This window comes from Moheibacter sediminis, from assembly GCF_900176425.1.
Classification (GTDB): Bacteria; Bacteroidota; Bacteroidia; order Flavobacteriales; family Weeksellaceae; genus Moheibacter; species Moheibacter sediminis.
This window is the reverse complement of sequence record NZ_FWXS01000009.1, coordinates 117,161-135,166: the sequence shown is the minus strand read 5'-3', so window position 1 is coordinate 135,166 and position 18,006 is coordinate 117,161. Positions and strand designations below refer to the sequence as shown.

Genomic DNA, 18,006 nt, shown 5'->3' with positions numbered 1-18,006 from the left:
ACTTTCGGGATTTTTTTATGCATATATTTTCTCTTGAGCATCCAGACGGGCTTTTCATTACTATACCTGAGGCAGATCAAGATTTTATTGTATCCGCTCAAGACAAATCCTAATTGAGTTTAAACTGTAGATTCGGAATTTCCCTAATGTCGCTGAGCAATTCTTTGGTGATACTCACTTTTATATTTCTCGCCGGAACGTTCAATTTGGTTTGAGACTGAACATCATCTAGTTGAACCAAAACCGATTTTTCTCCTTGGTATTTCGAAAACAATTCCGCCAAATCCTTGAAAATTTCCTCATTCAAATCCTCAACATTCAACTGAATCGTCAACTTATTCGCCATCGATTCCAAAACATCGCTCAACAGTTGCATTCTTGTGACATTTACGTATCGTTTTTTCATCGTTACATTGCCCATTTGGTCTTTGAAAATCCTTTCGCTTACCATGATTTTTAAAACCACAAACATATTGGCCTGCAAGAAATATTTGAACTTCAAGTAATCTTCCCCAAACAAAACAAACTCATATTGACTTTCATAATCTTCAAAAATGAAACTCCCGAATTCTCTTCCATCCTTAGCAGAAACTTTGTGCTGCGCCGATGTGATCATTCCGCCTATAGAAACTTCTCTTCCAACAAATTTATCTTCATTTTCTTTCAGCTGCTTCAAAGAAACACCTTGAAAAAATTTCAATTCATCTTTAAAATCATCGAGCGGATGCGACGAAATATAAATCCCGACAACTTCTTTTTCTTTGTTTAATTTTTGGACAGAATTCCATTCTTCACAATCCGGTAAATGTGGTTTTACGATTTCGATTTCACCTGCCATTTCCCCAAAAAGTGAAGTCTGCGCACTGTCTTTTGCTTCCTGAAACGCTGCGCCATAGCGGATTAATTTTTCCAAATTAGAAGTAGAATCTTCCTGGTAAAAAAACTGTGCGCGGTGAAATTCATATTGGTCAAAACCTCCCGCCAAAGCTAAATTTTCAAGCGTTCTCTTATTGGCTTGACGCAAATCTATTCGTTGCACAAAATCAAAAACCGATTCATATTTTCCGTTTTCTTCTCTTTCTCTTATTATGGATTCTACAGCTCCACCACCAACACCTTTCACAGCACCCATTCCAAAACGGATTGCGCCTTGGTCATTTACCGAAAACATGTACTCACTTTCGTTCACATCGGGTCCCAAAACCGGAATTCCCATGGAACGGCATTCTTCCATGAAAAATGTAACCGATTTGATGTTGCTCATATTATTGCTCAAAACTGCAGACATGAACTCTGCCGGATAATGCGCTTTTAAATATCCTGTATGGTAACCAATCAAGGCATAACAAGTCGAATGTGATTTGTTGAAAGCATATTCAGCAAAAGCCTCCCAGTCGTTCCATATTTTTTCAAGTGTTTTTACAGGATGGTTATTTGCTTCACCTCCTTCCAGAAATTTAGGTTTCATTTTATCCAAAACATCGCGCTGTTTTTTACCCATCGCTTTACGCAAAACGTCGGCTTCACCTTTGGTGAAATTCGCCAATTTCTGCGAAAGCAACATCACTTGCTCCTGATAAACCGTGATTCCGTAGGTTTCTGCTAAATTTTCTTCCATTTCCGGCAAATCGTAAATGATTTCTTCACTTCCGTTTTTACGTGCAATGAAATTTGGAATGTACTGCAACGGACCCGGTCGATAAAGAGCATTCATCGCAATTAGATCATCAAATTTATCTGGTTTCAACGCACGCATGTGCTTTTGCATTCCAGGTGATTCATATTGAAAAATAGCAACTGTTTGCGCTTTTTGGAACAATTCATAAGTTTTTAAATCGTCCAATGGAATGTCGTCGGGATGAAGTTTAATTCCATGATTTTTTTCAATTAATCGAATAGCATCATCAATAATCGTCAAAGTCCGCAAACCCAAAAAGTCCATTTTGAGCAATCCCGCACTTTCTACAACCGAGTTATCAAATTGGGTAACCAACAATTCAGCATCTTTGGAAACCGCAACAGGAACCAATTCTTTGATATCTTTTGGAGTGATGATTACACCACATGCATGAATTCCCGTATTTCGAACAGAACCTTCGATGACGCAGGCTTGTTGGATGGTTCGACCTTCCAAAGTGTCTTGTTCGGCCATTTTTCTGATTTCCATCGAATCCGCAAATTCATCACTTCCCAATCCGGATTTCAATGCTTTTTCCTCCATTTTCAACAAACGATTCAACTTCAAATGGGTTTTTTTAGCAATTCTATCCGTGTCAGACAAAGGCAAATTTAACACACGTCCGGTATCGCGGATGGCTGATTTTCCCGCCATCGTTCCGTAAGTGATGATTTGAGCAACTTGATTTTTTCCGTATTTATCAACCACCCATTTAATGATGGCATCGCGTCCGCGGTCATCAAAATCAATATCAATATCAGGCAAGGAAACCCTGTCCGGATTGAGGAAACGCTCAAATAGTAAATTGTATTTAATCGGATCGACATTTGTAATTCCGACGCAATAAGCCACCGCAGAACCCGCCGCAGAACCACGTCCTGGACCAACCGAAACACCCATGTTTCGGGCTTGTGTCGTGAAATCCTGAACGATTAAGAAATAACCCGGATAGCCTGTTCGTTCGATTGTGTCGAGCTCAAAAGTTAATCTTTCCTCGATATCAGGAGTGATTTCTTTGTAACGTTTTCTGGCACCTTCAAAAGTGATGTGGCGCAAAAAAGCCATTTCTCCTCGAGTTCCATTATCAACTTCATCTTCTGCATGTTTGAATTCTTCCGGAATGTCAAATTTCGGAAGCAAAACATCGCTCGCCAAATCATAAGGTTCAATTTTAGAAAGAAGCTCGGAAAGGTTATCAATTGCTTCAGGAATTTCATGAAATAATTTTTTCATTTGTTCCTGAGATTTGAAATAAAATTCGTCATTTGGAAATCCGAATCTTGTTCCGCGACCGCGACCAATTTCAGTATCTTTTTTCTCACCATCGCGCACACAGAGCAAAATATCGTGTGCATAAGCATCTTCTTTTTTGATGTAAAACGTATTGTTTTGAGCGATTACTTTGACGTTGTGTTTTTGTGCAAATTTTATCAAAACCTGATTGACATGTTCTTCTTCGTCCAGTCCGTGTCGAATTAATTCAACATAAAAATCATCACCAAATTGTTCTTTCCACCAAACAAATGCTTCTTCCGCCTGAATCTCCCCTACATTCAAAATCAAATTGGGAATTTCGCCCGTAATGCTTCCCGTTGTGGCAATTAAATTTTCTTTAAAATTCAAAATAACTTCTTTACCAACGCGCGGAAATCCTGAATAAAATCCATCGATGTATCCGGTGGAAGAAATTTTGGAAAGATTTTTATATCCGCTTTTGTTTTTTGCTAGAAGGACTTGCGTGAAACGTCGGTCAGGACTGTCTTTGGTAAATTTTGTTTGGGTATAATTTTCTGCAACGTACAATTCGCATCCGATGATTGGTATGATGGGCTTTTCTAGTCCTGAATTCGCTTTTTTGATAGCACTTACAAATTTGAAAGCCGCCATCAAATTTCCCATATCGGTCATGCCGACTGCGGGCATTTTCTCGTCAATCGCTTTCTGAATCAAGGCTTCAACGGAAGTTGTGGCCGTCAGGATCGAATAGGAAGTATGGTTATGAAAATGGAAATAAGGTGAATCGGTAAGTGAGCCCGATTTTATGTTTAATTTATTTAATTCATTCGATAAATTTTGATTAAAATCAGCAACTTGTTTGTCGATTTGAATTGCAAAAGGTTTGAAAGGATTTGGATTGATTTCTTTGAATTTCAAATAATTATCTGTATCCAATCCTGAATTTTCCTGAGAAATTATACCTAGACGAAGAAGTTCCATAAAAGAACGTGCCGTTGCATTTACGTCAGCAGAGGCGTTGTGGGCTTCATCAAATTTTTCATCAAATAACTTCTCGTGCAATTCACCTAATTTCGGGAATTTGAATCCGCCGCCTCGACCACCCGGAATAGCACAGAAATCAACCGAAACATTCATTGTATCAACAAGCGGAAGATTTAATTCTTCATAATCAAATTCTTTACGGAAGAATTCTGCGCCTACAATATTTTGGTCAAAATTGATATTGTGACCGACAATTACTTTTGATTTTTGAAGAACAGTTTGGAATTTTTCCAAAGCTTCAATTAGTGGAATCCCCTCTGCATTTGCTTTTTCGGTGGTAATCCCGTGAATTTTCGCTGCATTGAATGGAATGTCATATCCTTCTGGTTTTACGATGATGTTGTCATTTTCCAATAATCTTCCCATTTCATCATGTAACTGCCATGCAATCTGAACCATGCGCGGCCAATTGTCAGAATCGGTTACAGGCGCATTAAAATTGTTAGGTAATCCGGTTGTTTCGGTATCGTAAATCAAATACATTCGCGGTAAATCTTTTGCTGAAATTTAATCTATAAATTTACAACATTTGAATTAATTTAAAATTAGAATATGAGCCTTGTTAACAATTTATGTATTTGAAAAGTTTTATATTCGCCCCAATGGAATCTGCCAAAAGAACCAAATACATTGTGATAACCGGCGCCGCGTCAGGTATTGGAAGAGAGTTTGCAAGGAACTATGCACAAAATGGATATGACCTTGTGCTCATTGATAAAAATGCTTTAATGCTGAGTGAAACGGCGGAGCATCTTCGTGACGCTTATAAAGTTGAAGCGCATGAGCTGACTAAAGATTTGTCTTTGAGGGACTCAGCACAAGAAATTTATAATTATACAATTGAGAATTCACTTCAGATTTATGGATTGATAAATAATGCAGGTTTTGGACTGTTTGGAAAATTTTCTGAAACCAATCTTACTACGGAATTGACTATGGTTGATCTCCATGTTACGACGCCGATTACTTTGACCAAATTATTTCTGCCTCAAATGCTCGAAAGAAACGAAGGCGAAATAATGAATGTTTCTTCTCTGGCGGGATTTCAGCCCGGACCAATGATGTCGGTTTATTATTCAACCAAAGCATTTTTGATTTCCTTTACGGAAGCCATTGCACGAGAACACAAAGAATCGAATGTTAATATTTCTGTACTTTGTCCTGGAGTTACCAAAACTAATTTCAAACAAACAGTTTGTAATAATTCTGAAGCAAAAATCAATTCTTTAGACAGTTCACCACAGAAAGTGGTAGAATATGGAATAAAATCTTTAAGAAAAGGAAAAGTAGTGGTTGTACCTACGGTAATGTGTAAATTTCTTTCGCTTTTGCCAAGGTTTTTGCCTCGAAATACTGCTAGAAATGTGGTTTATAAAATTCAAATGAAAAATAGAGGGAATTAATCTTCCGCTACATCAAAACTTTCTTTGAGTTTAACCAACTCTGCACGGATGAATTCCATTCTTGCCAAAAGTTCTACTTCTTCTTTGATGTCTTCTTTTTCGGTCAATGCAGATTTTGCGCCCTCCAGAGTATAACCGCGTTCTTTCACCAAATGATAAATCAATTTCAGGTTTTTGATGTCCTGAGGCGTGAAATAACGATTGCCTTTTTTGTTCTTTTTAGGAGAAATTACTTCGAATTCCTTTTCCCAAAAACGAATCAATGAAGTGTTGACATTGAAGGCTTTAGCTACTTCGCCAATGCTGTAATATAATTTTTCTGGTAATTCAATTTGCATCAATCCAAAGATACAGACATTTGCTGGGATTTATCAAAAAGAATTTTGAATTCATCCGGGCTGATATCTTGATAAAAATATGAAACCGGGTCTATTTCGGTTCCGTCCTTATGGATTTCATAGTGTAAATGCGGTCCTGTAGAAAGTCCGGTGTTACCCACATATCCAATGACATCGCCTCTTTTCACACTTTGACCTGAACGAACTTTGAACTTACTCATATGTGCGTACAATGTTTCATAACCGTAACCATGATTGATTTTCACAACATTACCGTAGCCGCCTTGTCTTTCTGCCATGGAAACTTTTCCGTCGCCAGTCGCGTAAATCGGTGTTCCTACATGCGCCGCAAAATCAGTTCCAGCATGCATTTTTCCGATTTTTAAAATTGGATGCATTCTCATTCCGAATCCTGAAGCTAAACGTGTTAAATCTTTATTGGCAACCGGTTGAATTGCCGGCAAATGGGAAAGCATTTTTTCTTTTTCCTTTGCACTGATTACAATATCATCTAAAGATTTTGATTGGATAACCAATTGTTTATTAAGTACATCTATGTTTTTTGAAACTTCTGTAACGATGTCCGCATATTTCCAATCCGTAAATTTTGCATAACGATTCACACCTCCAAATCCGGCTTTTCTTACATCTTCTGAAATCGGATCCAACTCAAAATAACTTCTATATATATTGTTGTCTCTATCTTCGATTTGACCTAAAACTTCTTGAGATTGTTTCAGCTTTTTATTTAACAATTCATATTGAATTCTCATTTCTTCCAATTCGACTGCAATTGTATTTTCTTCAGGAGAATTTACTTTTTTACTAAAAACAAAACCCGAAATCATTCCGAAAAAAGCGGTAACGATAAGAAATGCTGCGATGTTTCTAAACATCTTTCCTTTAGAAGGTTTAAGGGGCTTAAGAGAGGTGGTAGTGGGGTTGTAACTATATTTTTTATTTTCCATTTTCTTATTTCGCCTTTTGTATTAATTGCAACGCTGACAAAATAACGGAAAAATATAGGCCGTTGTTGTTAATGAAATAATAAATTAAACTTAACGGAATGAGAACCAATTAAATGCACAAATTTCATGCCATTCGAATCAAGATTTTATTTCTTTAATGTTAATAAAATAAAACCCTTAGAAATCACTTATTTATCCTATTTAATTTTAATCAGATAATTTAAAGTTAATCCTCTAAAATCTTTTTTTAAAAACTCAACTGAATTCACGAATTTTGCAATTCAATTTTTAGAAAATGACTTCCAAACAGATACGTAAACAGTTTTTAGATTTTTTCGAGTCCAAACAACACGAAATTGTTGCTTCTGCACCGATTGTATTAAAAGATGATCCAACATTGATGTTTAATAATTCAGGAATGGCGCAGTTCAAAGATTTCTTTTTGGGCTACAAAAAACCTTCATCTTTAAGAATTGCAGATACTCAAAAATGTTTGCGTGTTTCAGGAAAACACAACGATTTGGATGATGTGGGAAAAGACACATACCACCACACCATGTTTGAAATGCTTGGAAACTGGTCTTTTGGCGATTATTTCAAAAAGGAAGCCATCGAATGGGCATGGGAATTGTTGACGGAAGTTTATAAAATTCCTAAGGAAAATCTCTATGTAACAGTCTTTGAAGGAGACAAAAAAGACGGAACGGCTCAGGATGATGAAGCTTTAAATCTTTGGAAAAAATACGTCGCAGACGAACGAATTTTATTCGGAAATAAAAAAGATAATTTCTGGGAAATGGGTGAAACGGGTCCTTGCGGTCCTTGTTCAGAAATTCACGTTGACATTCGTTCCATCGAAGAAAAGAATTTGGTTCCGGGAAGAGATTTGGTAAACCAAGATCATCCGCAAGTGATTGAAGTTTGGAACCTGGTTTTCATGCAGTTCCTTCGAAAAGCAGACGGTTCATTGGAAATTCTGCCTGCGAAAAGCATCGATACCGGAATGGGATTTGAGCGTTTAGCAATGGTTCTACAAGGAAAAACTTCCAATTATGATACCGATGTTTTCCAGCCATTGATTCAAGAATTAGAAAAAATTTCAAGCAAAAAATACGGAAGCGATTTTACGACCGATGTAGCATTTCGCGTTGTGGTGGACCATTTGCGTGCAGTTTCCTTTGCGATTGCAGATGGACAATTGCCGTCAAATTCGGGTGCGGGTTATGTAATTCGCCGAATTTTGAGAAGAGCAATCAGTTACGGTTATCGTTTCTTGGATTTGAATGAACCTTTCATTTTTAAATTAATCCCAATTCTTCAAAATCAAATGGGGGAATTTTTCCCTGAATTGGAAAAGCAATCAAATTTGGTTACAGAAGTAATCAAAGAAGAAGAAGCAAGTTTCCTCAGAACGATTGAACAGGGATTGGTTCGTTTAGATAATTTCATCCAAAACAATTCAGAATTGAAACAAATTCCTGGCGATGTTGTTTTTGAATTATACGATACATTTGGATTTCCGGCAGATTTGTCGAGAATTATTGCGGAAGAAAAAAATCTTTCCATCGACGAATCCGGATTTGAATCTGAAATGGAAAAACAAAAACAACGTTCCAAGTCGGCAACTTCATTTTCGGCTTCTGACTGGACGGTTTTGTTTGATGATGCAACGGAAGAATTCATCGGATACGATTATTTGGAAACCGATGTAAAAATCACACGTTACCGAAAAGTCGAAAATAAAACCGGAACTTTTTACCAATTGGTTTTCCAAGCAACGCCTTTTTATGCAGAAAGTGGAGGACAAGTTGGCGATACAGGTTTTATCGAAAATGAATTCGAAAGAATTGAAATCATCAATACAAAAAAAGAAAATAATTTGATTGTTCACTTTGCAGAACAATTGCCACAAAATATCAATGCGCCGTTTAAAGCCTTTGTAGATAAGGAAAGAAGAAATCATATCGCAAGAAATCATACGGCAACGCATTTGTTGCACGAAGCTTTGCGCGAGGTTTTGGGAACGCACGTAGAACAAAAAGGTTCATACGTAGGACCGGATTATTTGCGTTTTGATTTTTCTCATTTCAATAAATTGACGGAAGATGAATTACATGAAGTGGTCAAAAAAGTAAACCAGAAAATTATTGCTAGAATACCATTGGATGAAAGACGTTCCGTGCCTTTCAAACAAGCAATCGAAGAAGGAGCGACAGCACTTTTTGGTGAAAAATATGGTGATGTTGTGCGCATAATCAAATATGGAACTTCAATCGAATTATGCGGTGGAACGCATGTTCCGAATACAGCTGATGTCATCATGTTCAAATTACAAAGTGAAAGTTCTAGTGCAGCGGGAATTCGAAGGATTGAAGCGACTTCCGGATTAGCGGCAATTGAAGAATTGAAAGAAATTTATACGAAATACAATCAAATCATCCATGAATTGAAAAATCCGGCGGAACCGTTGGATGCGATTCAAAAATTATTGGATGAGAATAAAGAATTAAAATCTCAAATCGAGAAATTTACGGCACAGCAGGCAAATCTGGAAAAGGAAACTTGGAGAAATACATTCCAAAATATCAATGGAATTAATTTCTTGGCGGTTAAAACAAATTTAGATGCCAATGCTGTGAAACAAATCGCATTTCCACTCAGAAAAGAATTGGAAAATGTATTGTTAATTGTGGCTTCGAATTCTAACGGAATGCCATCGATTACAGTTGCAATTTCTGATAATTTGGTGGAAGAAAAAGGACTCAATGCCGGACAAATCGTTCGTGATTTAGCAAAGGAAATCCAAGGTGGTGGTGGCGGACAACCTTTCTTTGCAGTTGCGGGCGGAAAAGATGTAAGTGGTTTGGATAGAGCGTTAGAGAAAGCGAAATTAATAATTTGATTCTTTTTCTATTATTAATTATCATTCGTTTTAACTAAGTAATAAATAAATTCTTACTGGAATTTGTATCCTCATTTGCTCTGAATAAGTCATTAAAAATCTCTATTATTGAAAGGTGAATTTGGGTTGGTGGTTTTGTGGGAATTGGATAGTTTTGTGAGATGCAAAAGTTTTTGATTGTTGGATTGGGAAATATCGGCGAAAAATATCGTTATACACGTCATAACATTGGATTTTTAGTGGTGGATGAACTGGTAAAGCGAATGGATGCGAAGTTTAGTGCTTCAAATTTCGGAGAAGTTTCGCAGTTTAAATACAAAGCACGCCCTGTAACGGTTTTGAAGCCGAACACGTATATGAACCTGAGTGGTGATGCGGTGAGGTTTTGGATGCAGAAGGAAGGAATTTCTGCGGAAAATATTTTTGTAATTACAGATGATTTGAATCTGCCTTTCGGGACGATCAGGATTCGCGGCAAAGGAAGCGATGGCGGACACAATGGTTTAAAAGACATACAGGCGAAGTTGAATTCCCAAGCTTATCCAAGACTGAGATTTGGTGTTGGAAATGAATTTGATACAGGGAATCAAATCGATTACGTTTTGGGAAATTGGAGTGAAGACGAAGTTTTGAAATTGCCGGAAAGATTGAATTTTGTCGGAGATGCGGTTTTGTCTTTTATCTTCGGTGGATTGAATAATACGATGAACAACTTTAACGGAAAATGATATGAAGTATTTATTGGTTTTATTGTTTGTGGGGGTTTTGAGCTGTAATCAGAATCCAAACAAGGACGAAATTGTTTCTGTGACAGATCTTTCCAAGGTAGATTTCACAGATGAGCAGAATGTTTTACTGGATGTGCGTACTCCTGAAGAGTTTGCGCAGGGTTATATTCCGAATGCCATCAATGTGGATGTGAACAGTGAGGGTTTCGATGCGGAAATAAAGAAACTGGACAAGGAAAAAACGTATTATGTTTACTGTCAAGCAGGAACGCGTAGCTCGAAGGCTTCTTCGCGGCTTTTGCGCAATGGATTTAAAAATATCGTGAATTTGAAAGATGGTTATTCGTCTTATAAAAAATAATGATGCAGCAACCTAATCCTGAAATTTTAAAAGAATTGGTCATCGCGCAGATGCCTTTTGGAAAATACAAAGGGAGAATATTGTGTGATTTGCCGGCTTATTACCTCGAGTGGTTTGCTGCAAAAGGTTTTCCCGAAGGGAAATTAGGAATGCAATTGGCAACACTTTATGAAATCAAGACCAATGGTTTGGGTGAAATTTTGGAAGGATTGAAAAAATTAAGATAATCACTTATACATCGAACTGCCATCCAGATATTCCCAAACTTTCATAGGCAAAAGCGGACGGATGTTTTTCTTTTCTTTGAATGAATTTCGGATGAATGTGGATGAAATTTCCATAATCGGTGCTTCTACAAAATTAAATTTCGGATGATTTAACCATTCGTAAGGCTCTGCACCAACGCGCGGATAAATATAAATTGAATAGTTATCCAGAATTTTCTCATGGTTTTTCCACTTTTGAAATCCTTTCAAATTGTCCATTCCCATGATGAGTGAAAATTCATCGTCAGGATATTTTTCTTTCAAAACAGCCAAAGTATCAATCGTATAAGAAGGTTGGGGCAGATTAAATTCAATATTTGATGCACGCAAATATGGATAATCTTCAATCGCCAAATTCACCAAATGCAGCCGGTCATAATCGTTGGCCAGCGTAGATTTTTCCTTGAATGGATTGTGAGGCGAAACGACAAACCAAACTTCATCTAAATCTGAATTTTGCTGCAAATGATTGGCAATAACTAAATGTCCGATGTGAATGGGATTGAATGATCCAAAATAAAGTCCGATTTTCATGCTGTAAAATTAGACATTAGACACAAAATATGAGATAAGAAAAATTTAAATTTATTTCTAAATCAACTTAGATAAAGCCATTCCCGCCCATACACATACAATTCCTAAAATAACGCTTGCCAAAGCATAAATCAAAGTAACCGATATTTTTCCGGAATTGAGCAAATCAAAATTCTCCAAAGCAAATGCAGAAAAAGTAGTATATCCGCCACAAAACCCAACGATTAAAAGCATTCGAAAATCTGTTCCGAGGTTTTGCCATTTCAGCATCACACCTATGAACAATCCAATCAATAAACAACCGGAAAGGTTAACTAAAAAGGTTGCCAACGGAAATTCTCCGTTCCAGAATTTTTTAGTAAAATGAGAAACGAGGAAACGCAAGATGCTCCCTGCTGCCCCGCCAATTCCTATAAATATTAAAGATTTTAACATATCTGCCTGATTAAAATTAATCTTAAAAATCAGGCGTCATCAGCGATTTACGCGGTTTGGGTAAGGAAGAACACCATTTCCTTTTATTTTCCAAATATAATATTTTTTCAAAAAGTATTGAAGTAAATTAAAGTTTCGGAATTGCTTCGATTAATTCTTTGGTATAATTGGTACTTGGATTGGCATAAATTTCATCTGCATCACCCAATTCTTTTAATTCACCGTGCTGCATAACCAAAAGCTGATTACTCATGAATTTGACGACCGCCAAATCGTGCGAAATAAAGATATAAGTAAATCCGAATTCTTCTTTTAATTCATTCAACAAATTCAAAACCTGCGCTTGCACAGAAACATCCAGTGCCGAAACGCTTTCGTCACAAATAATGAATTTAGGATTCAAAGCTAAAGCTCTTGCAATACCGATTCGCTGGCGTTGTCCACCGGAAAATTCGTGCGGATACTTTTTCAAATCTGATGCATTCAAACCCACTCTTTCCAATAAATTCCCTGCTTTTTCCAATCGTTCTTTCTGATTTTTTCCAATGGAATGAACTTTCATCGGCGCGGTCAAAATTTCACCGACATTTAACCTCGGATTCAAACTGGAATATGGATCTTGAAATATAATTTGGATGTCTTTTCTGAGTTTTCGGATTGCCTCTTTGGGTAATTTTGCGATGTCTTTTCCATTGTAAAAAATCTCGCCGGAGGTTGGTTTTTCCAATAACAAAACGGCACGACTCAAAGTAGTTTTTCCGCTTCCGGACTCGCCTACCAAACCCATTGTTTCCCCTGGGTAAACCTTAAAACTGATTTCATCAACCGCTTTCACAGAAATTTCGGGATTCCCCAAAAGAAAAGGTTTTGTATAAAAATATTTAGATAAATTTTTAACTTCTAAAATCGGCGGTTTCGCATAAATTTCCTCTTGGTCTTCACTCCTTTCTTGATTGGAATAAATTTCCGGTTGATATTCCGGGTTTTTAAGATAATCGGGAATGGTCGGTAATTTTTTGTAACGAACATCCAATCGAGGACGGCATGCAATCAAACCTTTGGTATAATTTTCTTTTGGATTTTGAAAAATTTCCTGCACGTTTCCACTTTCCACGACTTCCCCTTTGTACATCACGACAACCTCGTCACAAACTTCAGAAATTACACCCAAATCATGCGAAATGAAAATGCAGCTCATCCCGCTTTCCTGCTGTAATTTTTGAATTAATTCCAAAATTGTACGTTGAACCGTCACATCTAAAGCAGTTGTAGGTTCGTCCGCAATCAGGATTTTCGGTTCGCAACTGATGGCCATTGCGATCATCACACGTTGTCTTTGTCCACCCGAAAGTTCGTGCGGATAAGCCTTATAAATTCGTTGCGGATTAGGCAAAAGTACTTTTTGAAAAAGTTCGATGACGCGTTTTTTAGCTTGTTCTTTATTAAATTTTAAATGCAAACGAATCGATTCTTCGACCTGCTCACCACATCGGATGCTCGGATTTAGAGAAGTCATCGGTTCCTGAAAAATCATTCCGATTTCATTTCCGCGAAATTTTCTTTTTTCTTCGGAATTTAATTTTAATAAATCAATCGTTTCCGATTCAGAATGAAATAAAATCTGGCTTTCAGCTGAAACTTTTGCATTTTTGTTCAAAAGTCCCATAATCGATAAGGAAGTAATGGATTTCCCCGAACCTGATTCGCCTACCACGCCTAAAATTTTCCCTTTGCCGACAGAAAATGATACATTTTTTAGAATTTCATTTTCCCCGAATGAAAGTGATAAATTTCGGATTTCCAAAGCTGATGGGTGCATTTGAACAAATTGATTTTTTGAAAGTGGAAATTTAAGCAAATATTTAGAATGTGAGATTGAAGTAATTCTGCATCTACTATTTGGAATTCAACGAAATTATTCTATTTTTGTTGCAAAGGTTTTTGGTTGAGTTAATTCCAACCATTAATAAACAAAGTTTATAGTCTTCTAAAAAAACAAACAGAGACTGCCTTGTAAATTTTATTTAATGGACGCAGACCCCATACTTTCATTTATTTTTGCTGCCGGCGTGCCTGGTGGCGGACTCATTTCACATGATGTTTCTGTTTGGAAACTAATTCTCACAATTTTTCTGGTATTCTTAAACGGTTTTTTTGTCGCTGCGGAATTTGCAATTGTAAAAATCCGTACTTCACAGATCGATGTACGTACAGATTTAAGCCCTGGAATTGCCAAAACTGCAAAAACGATTGTTAATAATTTAGATTCTTATCTCGCTGCAACACAGCTGGGTATTACATTAGCCTCACTTGGATTAGGTTTCGTAGGAGAAGGTGCAATTGGTCCTTTATTGATTAAAGCCTTTGATGCAGTTGGATTAACTGGACCTGAATGGGCTTCATTTGCTAATAAAACTGCAATTTATGGTGCATTTGCTGTAATTACTATTTTACACATTGTATTTGGTGAATTGGCTCCGAAGTCTCTCGCAATACAATTTCCGGCAAAAACCACATTTACAATTGCTTGGCCTTTGAGAGTGTTTTATTTTGTATTTAAACCGGTAATTTGGTTGATGAATGGTTTGGCGAATTTCATTTTAAGAATATTTGGTATCCGTGCGATTCATGGTTCAGAAATTCATTCGGAAGAAGAATTGAAAATGATCATCATGGAAAGCCAGGAAGGTGGCGCGATTGAAGAAACTGAACGTGACCTTATACAAAATGTTTTTGAATTTGACGACAGAAGAGTAAATAATATTCAGACTTTACGTAAAAACGTTTCGGCTGTAGATGTAAATACGACTGTGAAAGAAGCGATTGATTTTGTGATTAATGAAGGCTATTCGCGTTATCCTGTTTTTGAAGAATCTTTGGACAATATAAAAGGAATTCTTTACACCAAAGATTTGGTGAAATTGACTTTGGAAAATCCGGAAGAAACGAGTTTCAATAATATTTTGCGCAAGCCTTTGTTCATTTCTGAAAGTGCAAAAATCAAGAATTTATTGAAACAATTTCAGAAAAAACATATTCAAATGGCAGTCGTAACCAATGAAATTGGGGAGCTGACCGGAATCGTGAGCATGGAAGATATTTTGGAAGAATTGGTAGGTGAAATCCAGGATGAATACGACAATGAAGATCCGATTGTAATTAAGATTTCAGAAGGAATTTATTCTGTCAATGCGCATTTCAATTTGTCTGATATCAACCGCCACATTCCTTATCGATTTGAAGAAAGCGAACATTACGATACTTTGGCAGGTTTACTTGCAGAGCATTTCCCGGATCAGGAATTGAAAGTCGGAGACATTTTGGAACTGAATGATTATTCAGCCAAAATTATCAAAATGTACAGAAATTCTGTTGAAAGAGTGGAACTTACGCTGAATCATCTGGTAGAAGAAACGGGAGAGGAAAATTAATCCTCTCTTTCCAATAAATCTTCTCCACGGAATTTTCTGAAAATCTGTGCAACGGTTAAAACGTCTTTTTCGCAGTAAATTTTGATGCGTTCCAAATTATTTTCTTCATAATAAACTGACGCGACCTGTGAACCATCGATGTCGTCTTTTGGTGTGGGAATCCCCAAGACAGCTGCCAATAAATTCAGTGAAGTATAATGTTTGTAATCTCCGAATTTCCATAACTCCATCGTGTCGAGATGCTGAATTTCCCAAGGTTTTTTGCCTTGTAAATTTAATATGGCTGGAATTTCAATTTGGTTGATGAGCATTCTTCTTGCCAGAAATGGAAAATCAAATTCTTTTCCGTTGTGTGCGCAAAGAATTAAATCTGATTTGAAATAATTATCATGAATTAATTTATTGAATCCAAGCAAAATATCTACCTCATCATCGCCATAAAAACTTTTGAGCTTCAATGTGTTTTCAGCCGTTATAATCCCGCAGGAAATGCAGATGATTTTCCCAAATTCTGCTAAAATCCCTGCACGCTTTCCGTAAAAAACTTCTGCAGTTTCGTCTTCCGGCAGCTGTTTTTCGACTTTTTTTGACCATAAATTTTGCCATTCAGGACTTAGTTTGTCCCAACTTCCGACTTGCGGAACGGTTTCGATGTCAAGGAATAAAACTTTATGGGAGGGAATCTTTTTTAGCATTTTGTGAGTTTAAGAGGTTGTGGTTTTTGAGCATTTTCATTACTTCATCTACGAAATAATAAGTATCTGTATCAAGAAATCCTTTGTTTAAATTTCTCTTGTCTTTTTCATGCCCTAATCTTACAATGATCAAATTTTCACTCGGAACGACAATCACACGCTGCCCGAGATGTCCCATCAATCCGTAAAAATTCGGCTGATGCTCGTAATCCGTCCAGATGGAATATCCATAACTCGCAGGCTGACCTTTCTTGAAGGCTTTGTAATTAGGTGTGATCATTTTTTGCACAAAAGCTGAATCCAGAATTTGTTTTCCGTTCCATTTTCCATTCTGCAACAATAATTGTCCTAATTTTCCAAAATCACGCACATTAGAATTTAAACAACAAAAAGCTTTTTCCATGCCGTCTTTTCGGTCTTTGGACCAATAAGCATCTTCCTCCATTCCCATCGGCTGCCAGAATTCTTCCTGTAAATATTGTGAAGCACTTCTTTTTGTAGCTCTCTGAAGAACAATCGCTAAAAGTTGCGTATCGCCTGAAAGATAATTGAAATCTCCTCCTGGCTTTTGAATGAATTTTCTACTGAGCATCTGTTTTTCAATTTGATCGCCGTAATATGCTTTTGCAGAAGGATTTAATGGGAGATAATAATCTTCGAGCCAGTCATAGCCGGAAGTCATAGCAGACAAATCACCTACTGTACACAATTTTCCAAATTCATCATCTTTAAATTCAGGCAGGAAGTCTGTAATCGGCTGATCCAATGATTTGATGTAACCTTGTTCAATTGCTTTTCCCAATAACATTGTAATCACAGATTTTGCCATGGAAAATGAATTTGTGTGGCTTTCATTTGAATACCCATCCCAATAATATTCCAACAAAACTTTTCCGTCCTTCGCTACAAAAAATCCAACGGATTTGAATTTTTCCAATTCATTCTGAAGTGTATCGGTCAGAGGAATTTTATTGAAAAGTTCATGCTGTTCCCATCGCTGAGGCTTGTCCGCAAGAATTAAATTATTATCAAAATCTTTGTAATCATCTATGTTGGCGGTATTATGTCCTTTCATATAAGTCAATTGTACGCCGCGGATGATGTAATCGTTTCCGGTAATGTATAAAATCGCAACCAGCAACAGTAGAATTCCTAGAATTACCTGAAGCGTTCTCAATATGATTTTTCTGAATCTGGACATTTGAATATTTTCTTAGTGCAATTTAGAAAATTTATCCACTCATCAGAAGTTTTAATTTAATCTTCACACAAATTGAGAAAATGCGCCTTATATTTGGGTTCAAACATTCATATTAACATTTAAAACCATAAAATCATGGCATTTGAATTACCAAAATTACCGTATGCGTTTGATGCATTGGAACCACACATAGATGCAAAAACGATGGAAATCCATCATGGGAAACACCATGCGGCGTACACTACAAACTTAAACGCAGCTATTGAAGGTACTGATTTGGAAGGACTTTCAATCGAAGAAATATTAGTAAAAGGAACAGATAAACCAGCAGTTAGAAATAACGGTGGAGGTTTTTACAACCACAATCTTTTCTGGGAATGGATGAGCCCGAATGGTGGCGGACAGCCGACAGGGGAACTGGCTCAGGCAATCGACGAAGCATTTGGTTCTTTTGACAAATTCAAAGAAGAATTTGCAAAAGCAGCTGCAACTCGTTTCGGTTCTGGATGGGCTTGGCTGATTGTAAAAGATGGGAAATTAGCCATTACTTCAACACCTAATCAAGACAATCCTTTGATGCCCGTAGCCGATGTACAAGGAACTCCGATTTTAGGATTGGATGTTTGGGAACATGCTTATTATTTGAATTATCAAAACCGCCGTCCAGACTATGTTTCTGCATTTTTCAATGTGGTAAATTGGGACAAAGTTGCGGAATTGTATAAAGGATAAAATAATTTCAGTGTAAATAGGTTTAGTAAAGTAGAAAGTAACCCTTTCTACTTT

The 18,006-nt window shown here is 36.9% G+C and carries 15 protein-coding genes and 1 riboswitch; of the genes, 7 read left to right on the top strand and 8 right to left on the bottom strand.

The genetic code is table 11. The annotated features are described in order from the left end of the window. Positions 1-109: 109 nt before the first annotated feature. Positions 110-4,441: a DNA polymerase III subunit alpha gene (dnaE, locus tag B8977_RS12985; RefSeq protein WP_084018200.1), complete on the bottom strand. Its 4,332-nt coding sequence runs from the start codon at positions 4,439-4,441 to the stop codon at positions 110-112. A 119-nt stretch (positions 4,442-4,560) separates the two neighbouring features. On the opposite strand from dnaE, the gene B8977_RS12980 reads away from it, so the two are divergent. Further along, on the top strand, positions 4,561-5,361 hold the full coding sequence (locus B8977_RS12980; RefSeq protein WP_159447498.1) for an SDR family NAD(P)-dependent oxidoreductase: 801 nt from the start codon (positions 4,561-4,563) through the stop codon (positions 5,359-5,361). On the opposite strand, the gene B8977_RS12975 is transcribed toward B8977_RS12980, so the two are convergent. Both B8977_RS12975 and B8977_RS12970 read right to left on the bottom strand, forming a co-directional pair. Beyond that, a complete protein-coding gene (locus B8977_RS12975; protein WP_084018196.1) occupies positions 5,358-5,699 on the bottom strand; it encodes a MerR family transcriptional regulator in 342 nt (113 codons plus the stop codon). The genes B8977_RS12980 and B8977_RS12975 overlap by 4 nt on opposite strands. Continuing rightward, positions 5,699-6,667 (bottom strand): M23 family metallopeptidase, encoded by a 969-nt coding sequence (locus B8977_RS12970; RefSeq protein WP_084018194.1) that lies wholly within the window; start codon positions 6,665-6,667, stop codon positions 5,699-5,701. Before B8977_RS12970 ends, B8977_RS12975 begins: the two co-directional genes overlap by 1 nt. Before the next feature lie 295 nt (positions 6,668-6,962). On the opposite strand from B8977_RS12970, the gene alaS reads away from it, so the two are divergent. From alaS to B8977_RS12950, 4 genes are all read left to right on the top strand, one after another. After that, on the top strand, positions 6,963-9,569 hold the full coding sequence (gene alaS / locus B8977_RS12965; protein ID WP_084018192.1) for an alanine--tRNA ligase: 2,607 nt from the start codon (positions 6,963-6,965) through the stop codon (positions 9,567-9,569). 161 nt (positions 9,570-9,730) lie between these two features. Beyond that, the gene (gene pth / locus B8977_RS12960) at positions 9,731-10,297 is read left to right on the top strand and encodes an aminoacyl-tRNA hydrolase (protein ID WP_084018190.1); all 567 of its coding nucleotides are present in this window, start codon (positions 9,731-9,733) and stop codon (positions 10,295-10,297) included. Between the two features lies 1 nt (position 10,298). Beyond that, on the top strand, positions 10,299-10,658 hold the full coding sequence (locus tag B8977_RS12955) for a rhodanese-like domain-containing protein (protein ID WP_084018188.1): 360 nt from the start codon (positions 10,299-10,301) through the stop codon (positions 10,656-10,658). Further along, complete coding sequence (locus tag B8977_RS12950; RefSeq protein ID WP_394334477.1) at positions 10,658-10,885, top strand: DUF3820 family protein; 228 nt, start codon at positions 10,658-10,660, stop codon at positions 10,883-10,885. The genes B8977_RS12955 and B8977_RS12950 overlap by 1 nt, the downstream gene beginning before the upstream one ends. Here B8977_RS12950 and nadD read toward each other — a convergent pair whose 3' ends face one another. From nadD to B8977_RS12935, 3 genes are all read right to left on the bottom strand, one after another. Further along, positions 10,886-11,458: a nicotinate (nicotinamide) nucleotide adenylyltransferase gene (nadD, locus tag B8977_RS12945; RefSeq protein WP_084018186.1), complete on the bottom strand. Its 573-nt coding sequence runs from the start codon at positions 11,456-11,458 to the stop codon at positions 10,886-10,888. A 57-nt stretch (positions 11,459-11,515) separates the two neighbouring features. After that, positions 11,516-11,893: a fluoride efflux transporter CrcB gene (gene crcB, locus B8977_RS12940; RefSeq protein ID WP_084018184.1), complete on the bottom strand. Its 378-nt coding sequence runs from the start codon at positions 11,891-11,893 to the stop codon at positions 11,516-11,518. 23 nt (positions 11,894-11,916) lie between these two features. After that, a riboswitch (Fluoride riboswitch) is annotated at positions 11,917-11,983 on the bottom strand. A 37-nt stretch (positions 11,984-12,020) separates the two neighbouring features. Beyond that, a complete protein-coding gene (locus tag B8977_RS12935) occupies positions 12,021-13,712 on the bottom strand; it encodes an ABC transporter ATP-binding protein (protein ID WP_084018182.1) in 1,692 nt (563 codons plus the stop codon). A gap of 208 nt (positions 13,713-13,920) precedes the next feature. Between B8977_RS12935 and B8977_RS12930 the strand changes: the two genes are divergently transcribed. Next, the gene (locus B8977_RS12930) at positions 13,921-15,324 is read left to right on the top strand and encodes a hemolysin family protein (RefSeq protein ID WP_084018180.1); all 1,404 of its coding nucleotides are present in this window, start codon (positions 13,921-13,923) and stop codon (positions 15,322-15,324) included. Here the strand turns inward: B8977_RS12930 and B8977_RS12925 are convergent. Beyond that, the gene (locus tag B8977_RS12925; protein WP_084018178.1) at positions 15,321-16,019 is read right to left on the bottom strand and encodes a 3'-5' exonuclease; all 699 of its coding nucleotides are present in this window, start codon (positions 16,017-16,019) and stop codon (positions 15,321-15,323) included. The genes B8977_RS12930 and B8977_RS12925 overlap by 4 nt on opposite strands. After that, on the bottom strand, positions 15,994-17,220 hold the full coding sequence (locus B8977_RS12920; RefSeq protein ID WP_084018176.1) for a serine hydrolase domain-containing protein: 1,227 nt from the start codon (positions 17,218-17,220) through the stop codon (positions 15,994-15,996). The genes B8977_RS12925 and B8977_RS12920 overlap by 26 nt, the downstream gene beginning before the upstream one ends. 135 nt (positions 17,221-17,355) lie before the next feature. On the opposite strand from B8977_RS12920, the gene B8977_RS12915 reads away from it, so the two are divergent. Beyond that, complete coding sequence (locus tag B8977_RS12915; protein ID WP_084018174.1) at positions 17,356-17,952, top strand: superoxide dismutase; 597 nt, start codon at positions 17,356-17,358, stop codon at positions 17,950-17,952. Positions 17,953-18,006: the final 54 nt, after the last annotated feature.

Bases quoted from the DNA above. Each gene is read 5' to 3' on its own strand.
- B8977_RS12975 (WP_084018196.1), bottom strand. From the start codon at position 5,699: ATGCAAATTGAATTACCAGAAAAATTATATTACAGCATTGGCGAAGTA.
- B8977_RS12915 (WP_084018174.1), top strand. From the start codon at position 17,356: ATGGCATTTGAATTACCAAAATTACCGTATGCGTTTGATGCATTGGAA.
- B8977_RS12980 (WP_159447498.1), top strand. From the start codon at position 4,561: ATGGAATCTGCCAAAAGAACCAAATACATTGTGATAACCGGCGCCGCG.
- B8977_RS12935 (WP_084018182.1), bottom strand. From the start codon at position 13,712: ATGCACCCATCAGCTTTGGAAATCCGAAATTTATCACTTTCATTCGGG.
- B8977_RS12950 (WP_394334477.1), top strand. From the start codon at position 10,658: ATGATGCAGCAACCTAATCCTGAAATTTTAAAAGAATTGGTCATCGCG.
- B8977_RS12955 (WP_084018188.1), top strand. From the start codon at position 10,299: ATGAAGTATTTATTGGTTTTATTGTTTGTGGGGGTTTTGAGCTGTAAT.
- dnaE (WP_084018200.1), bottom strand. From the start codon at position 4,441: ATGTATTTGATTTACGATACCGAAACAACCGGATTACCTAACAATTTT.
- B8977_RS12925 (WP_084018178.1), bottom strand. From the start codon at position 16,019: ATGCTAAAAAAGATTCCCTCCCATAAAGTTTTATTCCTTGACATCGAA.
- B8977_RS12930 (WP_084018180.1), top strand. From the start codon at position 13,921: ATGGACGCAGACCCCATACTTTCATTTATTTTTGCTGCCGGCGTGCCT.
- alaS (WP_084018192.1), top strand. From the start codon at position 6,963: ATGACTTCCAAACAGATACGTAAACAGTTTTTAGATTTTTTCGAGTCC.
- crcB (WP_084018184.1), bottom strand. From the start codon at position 11,893: ATGTTAAAATCTTTAATATTTATAGGAATTGGCGGGGCAGCAGGGAGC.
- pth (WP_084018190.1), top strand. From the start codon at position 9,731: ATGCAAAAGTTTTTGATTGTTGGATTGGGAAATATCGGCGAAAAATAT.
- B8977_RS12920 (WP_084018176.1), bottom strand. From the start codon at position 17,220: ATGTCCAGATTCAGAAAAATCATATTGAGAACGCTTCAGGTAATTCTA.
- B8977_RS12970 (WP_084018194.1), bottom strand. From the start codon at position 6,667: ATGGAAAATAAAAAATATAGTTACAACCCCACTACCACCTCTCTTAAG.
- nadD (WP_084018186.1), bottom strand. From the start codon at position 11,458: ATGAAAATCGGACTTTATTTTGGATCATTCAATCCCATTCACATCGGA.